The 15,364-nt window shown below is 72.2% G+C and carries 11 protein-coding genes and 1 tRNA gene; 6 read left to right on the forward strand and 6 right to left on the reverse strand.

Annotation, left to right across the window (positions count from 1 at the left end; genetic code table 11):
- Positions 1-172: 172 nt before the first annotated feature.
- Positions 173-1,723: an MFS transporter gene (locus C0216_RS27980; RefSeq protein ID WP_114057932.1), complete on the reverse strand. Its 1,551-nt coding sequence runs from the start codon at positions 1,721-1,723 to the stop codon at positions 173-175.
- 84 nt (positions 1,724-1,807) lie between these two features.
- On the reverse strand, positions 1,808-2,467 hold the full coding sequence (locus C0216_RS27985) for a TetR/AcrR family transcriptional regulator (RefSeq protein ID WP_114057933.1): 660 nt from the start codon (positions 2,465-2,467) through the stop codon (positions 1,808-1,810).
- A gap of 293 nt (positions 2,468-2,760) precedes the next feature.
- Here C0216_RS27985 and C0216_RS27990 point away from each other — a divergent pair, with 293 nt between their 5' ends.
- From C0216_RS27990 to C0216_RS28000, 3 genes are all read left to right on the forward strand, one after another.
- Positions 2,761-4,038, forward strand: coding sequence for a M6 family metalloprotease domain-containing protein (locus C0216_RS27990; RefSeq protein ID WP_114057934.1), 1,278 nt, complete (start codon positions 2,761-2,763; stop codon positions 4,036-4,038).
- A 97-nt stretch (positions 4,039-4,135) separates the two neighbouring features.
- Positions 4,136-5,824 (forward strand): hypothetical protein, encoded by a 1,689-nt coding sequence (locus tag C0216_RS27995; RefSeq protein ID WP_114057935.1) that lies wholly within the window; start codon positions 4,136-4,138, stop codon positions 5,822-5,824.
- A 141-nt stretch (positions 5,825-5,965) separates the two neighbouring features.
- Positions 5,966-6,038, forward strand: a tRNA-Arg gene (locus C0216_RS28000).
- A 121-nt stretch (positions 6,039-6,159) separates the two neighbouring features.
- On the opposite strand, the gene C0216_RS28005 is transcribed toward C0216_RS28000, so the two are convergent.
- The 4 genes from C0216_RS28005 to C0216_RS34765 all read right to left on the reverse strand — a co-directional run bounded on the left by C0216_RS28005 (position 6,160) and on the right by C0216_RS34765 (position 12,622).
- A complete protein-coding gene (locus C0216_RS28005; protein ID WP_114057936.1) occupies positions 6,160-7,578 on the reverse strand; it encodes an ATP-binding protein in 1,419 nt (472 codons plus the stop codon).
- Between the two features lie 210 nt (positions 7,579-7,788).
- Positions 7,789-7,989: a hypothetical protein gene (locus tag C0216_RS28010; RefSeq protein ID WP_114057937.1), complete on the reverse strand. Its 201-nt coding sequence runs from the start codon at positions 7,987-7,989 to the stop codon at positions 7,789-7,791.
- An 84-nt stretch (positions 7,990-8,073) separates the two neighbouring features.
- Positions 8,074-9,897, reverse strand: coding sequence for an MFS transporter (locus tag C0216_RS28015; protein WP_428985466.1), 1,824 nt, complete (start codon positions 9,895-9,897; stop codon positions 8,074-8,076).
- A 151-nt stretch (positions 9,898-10,048) separates the two neighbouring features.
- Complete coding sequence (locus C0216_RS34765; protein ID WP_246042717.1) at positions 10,049-12,622, reverse strand: D-alanyl-D-alanine carboxypeptidase family protein; 2,574 nt, start codon at positions 12,620-12,622, stop codon at positions 10,049-10,051.
- 279 nt (positions 12,623-12,901) lie between these two features.
- Here C0216_RS34765 and C0216_RS28025 point away from each other — a divergent pair, with 279 nt between their 5' ends.
- The 3 genes from C0216_RS28025 (at position 12,902) to C0216_RS28035 (ending at position 15,347) form a co-directional block, all read left to right on the forward strand.
- Positions 12,902-13,639: a GOLPH3/VPS74 family protein gene (locus C0216_RS28025; RefSeq protein WP_114057938.1), complete on the forward strand. Its 738-nt coding sequence runs from the start codon at positions 12,902-12,904 to the stop codon at positions 13,637-13,639.
- A gap of 412 nt (positions 13,640-14,051) precedes the next feature.
- On the forward strand, positions 14,052-14,936 hold the full coding sequence (locus C0216_RS28030; RefSeq protein WP_114057939.1) for a helix-turn-helix domain-containing protein: 885 nt from the start codon (positions 14,052-14,054) through the stop codon (positions 14,934-14,936).
- Positions 14,937-15,134: 198 nt separating this feature from the next.
- Positions 15,135-15,347 carry a DUF397 domain-containing protein gene (locus C0216_RS28035; protein WP_114057940.1) on the forward strand — a complete coding sequence of 71 codons (213 nt, stop codon included), beginning with the start codon at positions 15,135-15,137 and terminating at the stop codon, positions 15,345-15,347.
- Positions 15,348-15,364: the final 17 nt, after the last annotated feature.

Here is a 15,364-nt window from a genome sequence, read left to right on the forward strand (position 1 = left end):
CCGGGTCCTGGGCCGGGGCGGCGGCGGGGTGCGGGGTGGCGGTCACGGCGGTGCTCCTCGTTCGCGGGCGCGGGGCCGGGGACAAGGACAAGGCTGGACAGGACGAACCCCGCGTCGTTCAAATTTGAACAACGCGGGGCCGTCGGTCATTCCCGGGGCACCCAGGCGCCCGTCAGTGGGCGATCACCGGAACCTTGACCTCCGCGTCGGCGCCGCGGCCGGAACCGGAGGCGACCGGGCCGCCGGCGCCGGGACGACCGGTGTTGATCAGCGCCAGTGCCACGGCCGCGCTCGCGGCGAGGATGCCCACCGCCCACCAGATGGCGGCCGCGTAGCCCTCCACCATGGCCTGCGCCTGGACCAGCCCGGCCGCGGCCCCGCCCGCGGCGGCCTCGCCCGCATGGTCCACGAGGTACGCGGTCGTCGCCGACGCGGCGATGGTGTTCAGCAGGGCGGTGCCGATCGCGCCGCCCACCTGCTGCGAGGTGTTGACCATGGCGGAGGCGACACCCGCGTCGGCCGCGGCCACACCGTGCGTGGACAGCGACATCGCCGGCATGAACGCGGTGCCCATGCCCAGGCCCAGCAGCAGCTGCGCCGGCAGGATCAGCCCGGTGTACGAGGAGTCGACCTCCAGCTGTGTCAGCAGCAGCATGCCGGTCGCGGCGACGAGGAAGCCGGGGCCCATCAGCAGCCGCGGCGGGACGCGGTTCATCAGGCGGGCGCCGATCTGCGTGGAGCCCGTGATCATGCCGGCGATCATCGGCAGGAACGCGAAGCCGGTCTTCACCGGCGAGTACCCCTTCACGACCTGCAGGTAGTAGGTGAGGAAGAGGAACAGCCCGAACATCGCGATGACGGCCAGGCCCAGCGAGAGGTAGACGCCGCCGCGGTTGCGCTCCAGCAGGACGCGCAGCGGCAGCAGCGGGGACTTCACCCGCGCCTCGACCAGGACGAACGCGCCGAGCAGCACCACCGACGCCACGAACATGCGGATCGTCCACGCGTCCGACCAGCCGGCCGACTCGGCGCGCGTGAACCCGTACACGAGCACGACCAGGCCGAGCGTGGACACCAGGACACCCGGCAGGTCCAGCGGGGCCCGGTTGCGGCCGCCGGCGGGCTCCCGCACGACGAGCCAGGCGCCCACGGCCGCGACGACGGCGAACGGGATGTTCACGAAGAACGTCCAGCGCCAGTCCAGGTACTCGGTGAGGAACCCGCCGAGGATCAGGCCGACCGCGCCGCCGCCGCCCGCGATCGCGCCGTAGATGCCGAACGCCTTGGCCCGCTCGGCGCCGTCGGTGAACATCACGGCGAGCAGCGAGAGCGCGGCCGGGGCGAGCAGCGCGCCGAAGGCGCCCTGGAGGGCGCGGGCGCCGAGCATCATCGCCTCGCCGGTGGCGGCGCCGCCGAGCGCGGAGGCCAGGGCGAAGCCGATCAGTCCGACGACGAAGGCGTTGCGGCGGCCCCACTTGTCGGCGATGCGGCCGCCGAAGAGCAGCAGTCCGCCGAAGGCGAGCGCGTAGGCGGTGATGACCCACTGGCGGTTGCCGTCGGAGATGCCGAGGTCGGCCTGGGCGGAGGGCAGCGCGATGTTCACGATCGTCGCGTCGAGGACGACCATCAGCTGCGCCAGCGCGATGAAGACGAGCGCCTTCCAGCGGTTGGGATCGGGGGCCGCCGCCCCGAGCGGATCGGCGGTGTCGGCTGTTTTCGGCATGGGGGTACCCACTTCGGTGTACGGAATGGCGGAAATGATGAAACAAGCGGCTTTTGTGACGCTAGCGGGCCGGAGCCTGCGGCGTCACTCGGTTTTCTGCCTGAGGTCCTCGAACGTCGCGGGGGCGCCAGGGAGTTCGGAGGCCCCCGGGGCGCGCAGCCCGTCGAGGAAGATCTGGAGGTGGCGGTGGACGAAGGCGTCCACGCTGACGCAGGAGGCGTCCGGCAGGGGGCGGCTGAGCTGGGACAGCGCGACCATCAGGTCGCCGGGACCGACGTCGCCGCGGACGAGACCCGCACGCCGCCCGGCGTCCATCAGGGACGCGACGGCCTCGGTCAACATGCCGTTGGCGGCGAGGAGTTCGGGGTGCTCGCGGTCGAAGCCACTGCCGAGCATGGCGCACAGGGCGCCGATCCGCTCGTCGGCGGCGGTGTGCGTGAAGCGGCACAGCGCGGCGAACGCGTCGGGCTCCTCGGCGAGCGCGTTGCGCACCTCGGCCGTGACCCGGCCCATCACGAACAGCACGACGTGGTGGACGAGTTCGGCCCGGTCGGGGAAGTGCCGGTAGAGGGTGGCGTTGCCGACGCCCGCCCGGCGGGCGACCTCGTCGAACGGGGCCCCCGAGCCCAGCTCCACGAACACCTCCCGCGCCGCGGTGAGGATCCGCTCCCGGTTGCGCACGGCATCCGCGCGCGGACGGGGAGCGCGCGCGGGCGCGTCGGCGGAGACGGCGGTGCGCTGCATCAGGGGCCTTCCTCGAACGGCTCCGCCCGCCCGCGGGGGGCGGCGTACGAACACCTGGGCACCGGCACCCGCGAACCGGGAGAACCGAAACGGGGACCGGATCCCCGTTTGGGGGACACGAGTGCAAACGGGGATCCGCTCCCCGGTTATTTCACCCTCCCGTGTGAGCCGCACCACACGGCTGTTCCCGTTCGGCCGCACCCGGCGCGCGGGCCCGGCGCGCCCGGCGGAGGGTGAGCGCACGGAGTGCAGCACGGGCCCGGCCGGCTGCCGCGGAGCGGAAGGCGATCCCCATGGCGCAGACCCGCCACCGGATACGCAGACCCCACCGCGCCGGCGCCTACATCGGCCTGACCGCCCTCGCCCTCGGCATCACCGCGACCGCCAGCAGCGGGATCTCCGGCCGCCACCACTCGGCGTCCGGGCCGACGGCGGCGACCGCGGAGTCGGCTCTGGCCCCGTGCCGGATCAGCGGCGCGCCGGGCGTCCAGATGTCGGAGGGGCTGCCGACGCCGCCCGGGTACTCCCGCTCGACCGGCGAGGTCCGCGCCCTCAACCTGATGATCGACTTCCCGGACGCCAAGGGCGAGGGCACGGCGCTGGACCGGATGGCGGAGTTCTTCCCGCAGACCTCCGACTGGTTCCGCACCAGCTCCTACGGCCGGCTCACCTACCGCCCCGAGGCGCCGGTGAAGAGCTGGCTGAGGATGCCGATGCCGTTCGCCGCGTACGGGATCGGGCGCGGGTCCCCGTACGAGCCCGGGTACCGGCAGCTCGTCGAGCACATCGTGAGCGCGGCCGACCCGGAGGTGGACTTCAGCCGGTACGACCTGGTGAACATCCTGGTCACGCCGAACGCGGGCCCGTCGGCGCTCGACACGGTGCTGTCGGTGACGTTCTCCGGCAACGGGGACGCGCCGGTCGCGGACGGCGTGCCGCTGGCGAACACGTCGTTCGTCTACAGCCGGCAGGACGACGGCTCCGGCACCTACCGGGAGACCGGCTACCGGGTCCTGCCGCACGAGAACGGGCACGTCTTCGGCCTGCCCGACCTGTACACGGCCGACGGCGGCGGCGCGGTCGGGCACTGGGACATCATGAGCGAGGACTGGGGCTCCAACAACGACCTGCTGGGCTGGCACAAGTGGAAGCTCGGCTGGCTGGACGGCTCGCAGATCAGCTGCGCGTCGAAGCCCGGCACGAGCGACCACGTGCTGACGCCGCTGGCGGTCGGGGGAGGCGTGAAGCTGGCCTTCGTCCCGCTGTCGGCGACCACGGGGTACGCGGTGGAGGTCCGCACGCAGGCGGGCAACGACGAGACGGTGTGCAAGCCGGGCGTACTGGTCTACAAGGTCGACTCGGAGGTGGACACGGGGCGGGGCCCGGTCACGGTGGTCGACAGCGCGGTCGGCAGCGGCGGCTGCACACGCCGGCCGAACGTCCACGGGGAGCTGTCGGACGCCCCGTACCGGCCGGGCGAGACGTTCACGGACGAGGAGGAGGGCATCAGCATCTCGGTGGTCGGCGAACTGCGCGACGGCAGCTTCCAGGTCCGCATCGCGCGGCCGTGACCCCGGGCGGGGGCTGCCGCCGGGACCCGGTAGTCTGATCTTGACTGTTTGAACAAGTTCAAGAACTACTGGGGGGCCGGTGCACCGTCACCGCATCATGATCTCCGCCGCGGCCGCCGCGGCAGCCGTGGGCCTCGTACCGGCCACGGTGCAGGCGGCGGAGCCGACGCCGCCGGCTGCGGCCACGGGGAAGGCCGGGGCCGCAGAGAAGGCCGGGGCCGCAGGTAAGGCCGACGCGGCACGGGCCGAGCTGCGCAAGTCGCCGTTCTTCAGCCCGGCCGAGCGCTCCGTCGCCGCCAAGGGGCAGTCCGGCGGCAAGGCGTCGGCGCAGGGGGGCGCGAACGCGGCGGCGGGCGACCCGTACCTGTCCGTCGAGATGGGCGCGAGCCACACCACGGCGCGGGGGATCATGCTCACCGCGTACGTAATGATCATCAGCGACCTGCCGACCGGGGCCCTCGTGAACGTCGACTGGGGCGACGGCAACAAGGAGACGGAGGTCGTCCTCTCCGACGCCGCCTACCCCTTCCTCCACCTGAACCACACGTACGCGGAAGTCGGCGCCCACAAGGTCACCCTCACCGCGGAGGACATCCGCAGCGGCCTGAAGACGACGAACACCCTCGACGTCGTCGTGGCCGGCTCCGAGTTCACCCCGCACGCCCCGACCCGGCTGCTGGACACCCGCGACGGCACCGGCGCGGCGGGCGCCCGGCCCGTCCCCGCGTACGGGACGACCCGCGTGAAGGTCGCCGGCACCCGCGGCATCCCGGCCGGCGTGTCCGCCGTGGCGCTCAACCTCACGGCCACCAACACCAGGGCCGCCGGGCACGTCAGCGCGTACGCCGCGGGCACCGACCGCCCGGCCACGTCGAACCTCAACTTCGCGGCGGGGCAGACCGTCCCGAACCTGGCGGTCGTCCCGGTGAGCGAGGACGGCCACATCGAACTGTCCAACCACAGCGACGGCACCACGGACCTGCTCGCGGACGTCACCGGCTACTTCACCCGCTCCGCGGCAGCCGGCTACACCTCGCTCGCCCCGACGCGCCTCGTCGACACCCGCGAGGGGCTGGGCGCGGCACGGGGCCCGGCCGCCGGCCAGTCGACGTTCGCCGTGCAGATCGCGGGCGCGGGCGGCGTCCCGCCGAAGGGCGTCACGGCGGTGGCCCTGAACGTCACGGTGACCGACCCGCGGGAGGCGGGCCACCTGACGCTCTTCCCGAGCGGGCAGCAGGCGCCGGCCACGTCGAACCTCAACTTCACGGCCGGGCAGACCGTCGCCAACTCGGTGATCGTCCCGGTCGGCCCCGACGGCCGGATCGAGATCCGCAACGGCTCCTGGGGCGGGGCCGACGTGATCGTGGACGTCGTCGGCCACTACAGCGCCGACGGCAAGGCCGCCTACCTGCCGGTCACGCCGACCCGCCTGCACGACTCCCGCGAGTGGTGGCAGGTCAAGTCCTTCGACTTCCTGCACCAGCGGATCCCGGCGGGCAAGTCGGCACCGGAGGCGGCCGTGGTGAACGCGACGGTGACCAACACCACCGGCAGCGGCCACCTTTCGATCGCCCCGGACCCGAACACCCGGCTGCAGTACGACCAGGGCACGGCGACCACCCCGCAGCCCCCGCAGTCCTCGAACCTGAACTGGACGAAGGGCGCGACGGTCTCGAACCTCGCCCAGACGGGCACGGGCCCCGACGGCATCGTCGACTTCTGGAACCGCAGCTGGGAGCCGGTCGACCTGGTCGTCGACCTCTTCGGCATCTACGACAGGCGCTGACCCCCGGGGTCCGCGAACGCGCCGGCCAGGAGATATCCGGCACGTTCGCGGGCCCCGACCAAGATCTCCCGGTACGCACCGCACCCCACCCGCTACACTTGCGCCGGTGGCCAGGTCCTCACGGACCGCGTCCACGAGCACGCCTTCGTAGCTCAGGGGATAGAGCACCGCTCTCCTAAAGCGGGTGTCGCAGGTTCGAATCCTGCCGGGGGCACAACGCGTTACCGCTCTGACCTGGGATTACTCCCCCAGGGAGGGCTCCTGCTCGGCCTCGGACTCCTCGTCCGGGGCCGTTTGCGTGAGCGGAGGACGGCATCCCACGCGTATCCGGCATCTCAGGAGGACCACGCCGCGAGGAGTTCCGCCGGGCCGTACGCAGCGTCGAGCCCCGCGCAGTCGGTCCCGCTGCGCGAGACAGCGATGACAGGCACGGGAGCATCCGTGAGCGCGGCACGGTGTCGGTGCAGCGCCGCGAGATCGTGCCGGTCGAACGGGGAGTTCTCCAGCCACTTCACCGAGCCGACGAACAACAGCTCCTTGGCGATAGGCGCGCGGTCCGCTCCCACGATGTCGATCTCCACATCGTTGGTGCGGGTCCAGTAACCGCCGATGGCGGGGGCAGCCGGGAGGTTCGCATCGGGAAGCAGCCGTGCCAGCGCGTCGCGCACCAGAGGTTCAATGGCCCTGCCACGCCAGCTGGTCCAGTTTTCACGGATGCGCTGCAGCGTCAGGTCACCCCGGCCCCGCTCGATCTCCTCCATCGCCGGACCCAGGAGCTTCAGCCAGAAGCGGAGGTAGGGATCCGCGACCCGGTAGCGGCGATCCTTCGAAGGCCGCGTGGACACGGGAAGCTCTGCCGCGATCACCCGCTTGTCCGCGAGAATCCCCAGCGACCGCTGTAGCGGGGTCGCCCCGATCCCGCCGGCGGCGCGGGCAATGTTGGAGAACGTCCGCTCACCGCTGCCGATCGCCGAGAGGACGGTGCGTGCCTGGACCTGCTGGGGGAACTCCGCTGCAAGTGAGCGCTCCGCCGACACCAGCAAGGCCGAGACCGGATCACTGAGCGCCGCCTGCAGGAACTCCCACATCCCGGCGCCGTGCGTCCACTCCGCACAGATCAGAGGCAGTCCACCGGTGATCAAGGCCGCATCGAAGGCCGAGGCAGGATCGAGGCCGAGCATCTCGCCCACCTCCGCCGGGTTGAGCGGACCCAGAACCATCTCCCGTCCACGCTGATGGAACGGGCGTCCATAGCTGTTCAGCGCCTCCATCATCGACAGGTCGGAACCGATGAGAACCAGCAGAACCGGCTTCTTCTCCAGCACTCGGTCCCAGGCCCGCTGGAGCATGCCTTCGAAGGCGCCTTCCGCATCCATCAGATAGGGCACCTCGTCCATGACCACCACGCTCGCCCGGTCGTGCGGAAGGGCCGCCGCCAGCACGTCGAAGGCCGCATCCCAACTCGCCGGGCGGGCCGCGGACAGCAGATTCGCCAGCGGAAGGCTGGACACGTGCGCATCCTGGCTGAACCGCTCCAGGTCAGCCCCCGGCGACGCCCCCGTGGCGGCATAGAAGAGGAACGGCGCACCGGACCTCTCGGCGAACCGCTCCACCAACCGCGACTTGCCCACCCGGCGGCGCCCTCGAAGCATCACGCACCGCCCCGGCCGCTCCCCACCGACCCCGGCGGCCACCTTGCCCAGCTCGCGATCCAGCGTCTCGAGCTCGTGCCGCCTGCCCACGAAATCTGCCATGCCGCGCCTCCCCAGCATCGCCGATGCCAAAGTTACTAACACTGTAGTTAGCAACATTAGCGTTAGTTGCAGGCTCTTCGGGGAGGTACCGCGCGGTGCCGATCACGCCGAACGGCGGCCGTCGTGCACGTGCGCCCCCCTGGGGGCGGGCACGAGGAAGCCCTTCCGGGCCCCGGGGGCGGGGCCGGAAGGGTCAGGGGTGGGCGGCGGCTAGCTCAGGCCCCTTGTGCGTTCGCCTATGCGGTCGCCTACCGGGGCGCCTGCGCGCTTCAGGTCCGCCTTCGTGTGTGCGCCGCCCTTGACCTTGCTGCGTACGGGGCCGGCAAAGCCGTGGCCCTTGGAGGGGGGCGGTCCGGGCGGCTCCTGGCCCTTCGCGGCGCGCCGGAGGTCCTGGTTCTGCTCTTTGCTCATCCCGTCGTCAACTCCTCGGGAAGCACCCAATCGGACTATTGGGATCGTATGCACATATGGCGCGGTGTGCACCTTCCGGGGGCGTCAGCGGGTGGTCGGCTCCGCCGGGCCCGCGGGGTCGGGGACGAGGCCCGCCGGGCAGGGCGTGCCCCGGGGCAGCTGGTACTTCGCCGCGATCCGGTACTCCCCCGGCGCCGGGGCCAGGAGCTCCGTCCACACGTCGCCCGCGGCGTCCGCCTCGGCCTTGAACAGGCAGCCGGCCGTGTTCGCGTACCCCTGCGGCGGCGGCACCGGGCGCCCCTCGGCGTCGACGAGCCCGAGCCAGGGCGAGTGCGGGATCCGGACCAGGACCCGTCCGGGGGCCTTCACGTCGACCACCAGCCGGTCCGCGCCCGCCCGGACCACCGAGGCCGGCCCGGACACCAGTTCCGTCGGCCGGGTGACGCGGAAGAGCTGCCAGTTCGCGTCGCCCCACACCCGCTCCAGGTACGGCAGCCCACCGGCGACGAGCCGGGCCTCCGCCTCGCCGCCCGAGTCGGGTTTGTCCGCCGGCAGCACCACGTAGTGGACGGCCCACCGCTCCAGCCACTCCCGGTAGCTGTCCGCGGTCAGCGTGTCGTCGTAGAAGAGCGGGTTGCGCTCCAGGTCCGCCTGCCGGTTCCAGCCGCGCGCGAGGTTCACGTACGCCGGGAACGCCGACGACTCCCGGTGGCTGCTCGCCGGCACCACCTCGACGCGCCCCCGGTCCGCGCCCGCCTTCTGCAGCTGGTCGACCAGCGGGGCGAGCTCCCGGTTCCAGGCGGCCACGGGGGTGGTGCGCACGATGTCGGTGACGCTGTTCACGGTGATCCACACGGTCACCCCGGTGAACGCCGCCACCAGCGCCCGCCGGCGGCGCGTGCCCGCGGCCGCGTACGGGACGGCCGCCAGGAGGACGGCCCCGCCGAAGAGCATGGCGAGGCGGGTGACGTTCGAGCCGACCTGCGAGTCGATCGCCCAGGTCAGGAAGACGCCGAGGACGTACACCGCCGCGGCGGCCCGGACCGTCTTCCACCGCTTCGGTACGAGGAGGGCGACGGCCAGCCCCGTCGCGAACGGCAGCCACGCCGAGCCGATCTTCATGGGCTGCGTCCCGGAGAAGGGGAACAGCCAGGCCGACAGCCCGACGACCGCCACCGGGGCCAGGCCGAGGGCGTACGCGCCCGGCCGCCGGCGGCTCAGGAACAGCGCGGCCGCGACGACCCCGAGGAAGAGGCCCGCGACGGGGCTGGAAGCGGTCGCGAGCCCGGCCAGCGGCGCCGCGACCGCGGCCTTCGCCCAGCGGCGGCGGGCCCAGCGGCGGGGCCAGCAGAAGACGGCCGCGACGGCGCCCAGCGCGAACATCGCACCCAGCCCGAAGGTGACCCGCCCGGACAGGGCGTTGCAGAAGAGGCCGTACACCCCGGCGAGGGCCGGCCACAGCGGCTCGCGCACGGCGCCGCGGCAGCGGGTCAGGATCAGCGCGAGCAGTCCGGCGGAGACGGTGCCGGCGACCATCATCGTCGTCCGCACACCAATCATGTACATGACGTACGGCGACACGACGCTGTACGAGACGGGGTGCATGCCCCCGTACCACGCCAGGTTGTACGCCGAGTCCGGATGGCGGCCCACGAACTCGGCCCATGCGTCCTGCGCGGCGAGGTCGCCGCCGCTGTTGGCGAAGGCGTAGAACCAGACGACGTGGAGCAGGGCCGCCACCGCCGTGGACACCGCCACCGGGTGCCGCCGGGCCGCGGCGAGCGCGCGGGCGGCAGGCCCCCCGCCGCCGGCACCGCCCCGGGCACCACCCGCCGTACGCGCCGGCCCGGCGGCGGCCGGCGCGGGCGCGCCCCGGCCCTCGGTCTGCTCCTGCTCAGCGGTGGTCACTGGTCGCTCACTGCCCTACTCCCCAGCCCTGGGGTCCACTCCGACGCGTCCCGGCCGCCCGTCCCGGTCGCCCGTCCCGGCTACTGGACGCACACCGGCGCCCCGGGGTTGCCCCCGAGGCGCCGGTCCATGGTCTCCGGTGCGGCCGCGGTCAGCCGATCCGGGTCAGCTTGCTGCCGATTCCCGGCGCAGCCAGGTCGTTCTTCAGGATCACGGGAACCTTCACCTGGCTGGCCCCCTCGCCGACGGTCAGCACGCCGACCTCGGTGCCCGCCGTCGCGGTCTGCGGCAGCTTGGAGTCGCCGTGCGACAGCCTGATGTCGACGGTCAGCGACGGCCAGCCGACCGCCTCGACGTCGGCACCGGCCACGACCGGGGTGCGGCCGCCGAGCCCGTCGTCCACGTACCCGACGACGTCGCCCTTCTTCACCACGGCGGCGTTGGTCAGCGACTTCTGCGTGGCCAGCATGATGTTCTTGCTCGCCGCGATCGCCGTGCCGAGGATCGGCACGCCGTGCTGCCCGAGGACCGCGCCGACGATCAGCTGGCGGGTCTTGCCGACCTGCTTCTCCGCGGCGAAGAGCAGGTTGCCGCCCGCCTTGCTGGTGGAGCCGGTCTTGATGCCGAGCGAGCCGTTGTACGGCACGAGGTCGTTCCAGTTGCGCCAGACCTTGCCCGACGGGTCCTGCCAGTTCGGCAGCTTGGTGATGGCGACGAGCTCCGGCATCTCGACGACCTTCAGACCCAGCTTGACCTGGTCCTCGGCGGTGCTGACCGTCGTGGCGTCCAGACCCGAGGGGTCCGTGTACGTCGTGTTGGTCATGCCGAGTTCCCTGGCGGTGTCGTTCATCTTCTTGACGAACGCCTCCTGGTCGCCGCCGGTGTCCCAGCGGGCGAGCAGCCGCGCGACGTTGTTCGCCGACGGGATCATGATCGCGGCGAGGGCGTCGTACTGCGAGATCTTGTCGCCCTCCTTCAGCGTGTTGACCGTCGACTCGCCCTCGGCGTCCTTCTTGCCGTCCTCGACGGCCGTCTTGTCGACATCGATCATCGGACCCTGCTCCCCCTTCTTCAGGGGGTGGTTCTTCAGGATCACGTACGCCGTCATCGTCTTGGCGACGCTGCCGATGGCGATCGGCTTCTGCTCGCCGAAGGTGCCGACGGTGCCGAGGCCCGAGGCCGCCATGAACGCCTGGCCCTCCTTGGGCCAGGGCAGCGCCGGAGCGGCGCCCTCGAAGGTGTACGACTTCTTCGCCGTCATCGTGAGCTTCGGCTCGGGCAGCGGGCGGACCAACTGCACGACCGACAGGATGACGGCGAGGAGCACGACGAGCGGCGCGTAGATCTTGACCCGGCGCACGAAGGTGCGCATCGGGGTCGGCGGCGGGGGCGGGTTGTTCGTGAGGTCCGCGAGCATGTCGAGCGGCGGCTTCGGCGGCAGCGGCTGCTGCGTCGTCCGCTCGGTCCGGTCGGAGGCGGCCGACGCCGGCGCCGACGCCGACGCGGCGGCAGCGGCAGCCGGCACGGCGGCCTTCGGCGCGGCGGCCTTCGGCGGCGGTACGGGGCCCCGCGCGGGCGCGGCCGGCTTCGCCGGGCCGTCGTCGGTCCGCAGCGGCACGAACGTGCTCGCCTTCTCCCCGCCGACCGACTTCGGCGGTACGGGGCGCTCGGCGACGGGCTTGTCGGCCGCAGGGGCAGCCGGTGCGGCCGGGGGCTTGACGGCGCGGAAGACGGCGGTGCGCTCGCTGTCCTCCGGCTCCTCGTCGGCGGGCCTCGCCGCGGCCGGAGCAGAGGCAGAACCAGCAGCAGAAGCAGAAGCAGAAGCAGAAGCGGAACCGGACGTCTTGCCGGCCTCGGCGGCCGGCGGCTTCACCGCGCGGAAGACGGCGGTGCGCTCGCTGTCCTCGGACTCCCCGGCGGGCTTCGCCGCGGCCGCCCCACGCCCCGCGGCCCCGGCGGCGGCCGCGGCGGCACCACCCGCCCGACCGGAACCGGAATCGAGGCGCGGCGCGCGGAACACCGCGGTGCGCTCGCTGTCGTCGTCCCCGGAGGCGGCGGGAGCCTTGTCAGCGGGCTTCGCGCCAGCGGCGGAGGCGGAGGCGGAACCAGAACCGGAATCGAATGTGGGGGCCCGGAAGACAGCCGTGCGCTCACTGTCGTCGGCACCGCCCGCGGGCTCCGCGGCCTTCTCGGCGCCGCCCGCGGCGGCAGCGTCGGCGGCGGGCTTCCCGGCGGGACGCGCCCCGGACCCGGCGGCTTCTCGCTTCCGCGTCGAACCGGAATCAAACACCGGGGCCCGGAAGACGGCGGTGCGCCCACTGCCGCCGCTGTCGCCGGACTCCGGGGCGGACGTGCCAACGGGCTTCTCGGAAGCCTTCGCGGAAGCCTTCGCGGAAGCCTTCGCGGCGGCCTTGCCGGGGGCTTCCGACGGGTTCGTCGCAGCGGGAGCAGCCGCGGACGCGCCCGCATCGCCCGCCCCATCCGACTCGTCAGCCTTACCGGAATCGCCGCCGGCGCCACCGGCTTCCTCGGCCTCGGCGTCCCCGTCGGACGCTGCGGATTCCGCCCGTCCGGACGAACCGGCACGCGGCGCACCGGCGTCCTCCCCCGCGGCCTCGCCCTCGGGCTCGGGGTCCTCCGCCGACTCCGCCTCCGCGGCCTCCCGCTCCCGTACGGAACCGGACGCCGCCCCCGCCGCGTCCTCGGGGTCGCGGGGACGGAACACGGACAACCTGGGATCCCGTTCCGCAGCGGACTTCGCCGCCCCCGGCACTGCTTCATCAACCGACTTGTCGGGGGACTCGCCCGCCACCAGTTCCTCCTCGTTCGCCACCGCGTCGCGTCCGGCTGTCCGAATGTCTAACAGTGTCCCGTCTCGGGGGCATCGCCCTCGCCCTAGACGAGAACGACATAGCTGCCGGTTCCCCTACAAAGCGACCAGGCACTCTCGACAGATGAATGTGAGAGGGGTCACCCTGTCACTCATCCACGCGGGGAGGCATGGATGGGCAGGAGCCGCAGAACAATTCCGGAGGAGCTTCTGCTGCTCGCTTTGGACCCGGCCACGGGTACCACGGCGCAGCCGCAGTCGCTCGACCTCGGCCTGGCCGGGGCACAGCTAGTGGAGCTGGCTCTGGCAGGACGGATAGCCCCTGACGGGGATCGTATCGCCGTGGTGATGCCACGGCCGACAGGAGATCCGACACTGGACTCCGCACTGGAACTGCTGCGCAGGCGCGGCAGTCCGGTACGGGCCGTCCACTGGATCGGCGGGCCCCGGCTGGGGCTGCGCCAGATCTACCTCGCGCATCTGGAGCGCTGCGGCATGGTGCATGCCGTCGCGGGCCAGATGTGCGGAGTGCTGCCGACGACGCGCTACCAGGCGACGGACACGGCGATCAGCCGGGAGATCCGCGCCCGGCTCGACAGTGCGATCCGCACCGGCGTACCACCGGACCCGCGGACCGCGGCGCTCGCCGCGCTGGCCCACGCGGTCGGCCTCGGCAAGCACCTGTACCCCGGCAACGAGGGGCGGTCGTCCAGGTCCCGGCTGCGGGACCTGATCCGGCACGACCCGATGGGCGGACTCGTGGCGCACGCCGTGATGGACGTCCAGAACGGAGCGGCGGCGCAGCCGCGCCGCGAGCGGGCGTCCGCAGCGCAGGCCGCGCGTCCCACGGCGAACGCTGTTCCGATGCAGCCGCGCCGTGCGGGTGCGATGGCCCGCGTCGCCGCCCACTGAGCGGCCACTGAGCGGCCGCTGAAGGCTGCTGAACGGCCGCGGGACGACCGTGGAACGGCCACTCGGCCACCACTGCTCCACCCCTGCACCAGGCACCACACCGGCACCACCACGCACCGCGGCATCACCTGAACCACCGCAAACACGCAGATCCACCGCACCACCACACCGCACCATCGCACCGCCATCGCACCGCCACCGCACCGCCAGCACCCCGACCGGCCCCTGACGGCCCGGTCCGGGAGCCGCCCAGTGCGTCGGGGCGGCGGGGCCGGGTCCGCCCGGCCTCCGCCGCCCCGCACGCCTGTCTTTCCGTGCAGTTCTCCGGCGCAGCCCTGCCCTTCGGTGGCAGTCTGCTCCCCATCAGGCACGCAGAGAGACAGATCCAGAAGAAGGCGGAGGTGCCGTTCACGTGGCGTCCAATGTCAATCCCACCGTCCGACGCCGCCGACTGGGCATGGAGTTGCGCAAGCTCCGCGAGGACAAGGGCATGACGGCCGAACAGGTCGCCGAGCGCCTCCTCGTCTCCCAGTCCAAAATCAGCAGGCTGGAGAACGGCCGCCGTTCCATCAGCCAGCGCGACGTCCGCGACCTGTGCGACGTGTACGAGGTCGAGGACCGCCGGCTCGTCGAGTCGCTCATGCAGATGGCCAAGGACTCGCGCCAGCAGGGCTGGTGGCACGCCTTCGGGGACATCCCGTACAGCGTCTACATCGGCCTGGAGACCGATGCGGCGAGCCTGCGCACGTACGAGCCGCAGATGGTGCCGGGCCTGCTGCAGACCCCGGAGTACGCGCACGCCCTGATCCGCGGGGCCGTGCCGGAGACCTCGCCGGCCGACGTCGAGAAGCGCGTGCAGGTGCGCATGCACCGGCAGAAGCGCCTGTCGGAGACGGACAACAACAACCCCGAGGTGGGGCCGCTGCGGCTGTGGGCCGTCATCGACGAGGCGGCGCTGCGCCGGCGCGTGGGCGACGCGCAGCTGATGGCGAGGCAGTTGGAGTTCCTGATAGAGCAGTCGGAACAGCCGCACATCACCGTGCAGGTGATGCCGTTCGGGATGGGCGCGCACCCGGGGATGACCGGGCAGTACGCGATCCTCGAGTTCCCGGACGCGACGGATTCGACGGTCGTCTACATCGAGGGCGTGACGAGCGACCTGTACCTGGAGAAGGCGAACGACGTCCAGATGTACAGCGTCATGTACGAGCACCTGCGCGCACAGGCGCTGAACGTCGAGCAGACCCGCGAGTTCATCGCCGACATCATCGATGACTTCGGAGGAAATAACAGGTAAAAGCGGGACAAGCAGGGCAGACGGCAGGTAGGGCCGGTCACCGTACACCGTCACCTCCCGGCCACAGAAGGCCTGAATGGAATATGCCACTCGGTCGGGTGAATGACCTCTTCGCCCTCCGGAAGGTGCCGGTAGCGTCGATCACGTCGGCCAGGGGAACCCACCCACCTGGCACTACTCGCTGAACCGGAGAGAATCATGGCTATTCGTCAGGGCGCCACGGACAACTGGACCAAGTCCTCCTACTCCGGCGGGAACGGCGCCTGCGTCGAGGTCAAGTCCCCCGTCATGGAGGCCATCGCGGTCCGCGACTCGAAGGTGCAGGACGGCCCCTCGCTCACCTTCGCGCCGGGCTCCTGGACCTCTTTCGTCACCGGCGTCACCGAGGGCGCGCTCGGCCGCCTCGCCTAAACGTTACGGCGGCCACG

Source organism: Streptomyces globosus, from assembly GCF_003325375.1.
In the GTDB taxonomy this organism is placed as follows: Bacteria; Actinomycetota; Actinomycetes; order Streptomycetales; family Streptomycetaceae; genus Streptomyces; species Streptomyces globosus_A.

What these genes read in the sequence shown, in the direction of transcription:
- C0216_RS28025 (WP_114057938.1), top strand. Translation starts at nt 12,902, where the DNA reads ATGGGCAGGAGCCGCAGAACAATTCCGGAGGAGCTTCTGCTGCTCGCT.
- C0216_RS28005 (WP_114057936.1), bottom strand. Translation starts at nt 7,578, where the DNA reads ATGGCAGATTTCGTGGGCAGGCGGCACGAGCTCGAGACGCTGGATCGC.
- C0216_RS27990 (WP_114057934.1), top strand. Translation starts at nt 2,761, where the DNA reads ATGGCGCAGACCCGCCACCGGATACGCAGACCCCACCGCGCCGGCGCC.
- C0216_RS27980 (WP_114057932.1), bottom strand. Translation starts at nt 1,723, where the DNA reads ATGCCGAAAACAGCCGACACCGCCGATCCGCTCGGGGCGGCGGCCCCC.
- C0216_RS27985 (WP_114057933.1), bottom strand. Translation starts at nt 2,467, where the DNA reads ATGCAGCGCACCGCCGTCTCCGCCGACGCGCCCGCGCGCGCTCCCCGT.
- C0216_RS28010 (WP_114057937.1), bottom strand. Translation starts at nt 7,989, where the DNA reads ATGAGCAAAGAGCAGAACCAGGACCTCCGGCGCGCCGCGAAGGGCCAG.
- C0216_RS27995 (WP_114057935.1), top strand. Translation starts at nt 4,136, where the DNA reads ATGATCTCCGCCGCGGCCGCCGCGGCAGCCGTGGGCCTCGTACCGGCC.
- C0216_RS28035 (WP_114057940.1), top strand. Translation starts at nt 15,135, where the DNA reads ATGGCTATTCGTCAGGGCGCCACGGACAACTGGACCAAGTCCTCCTAC.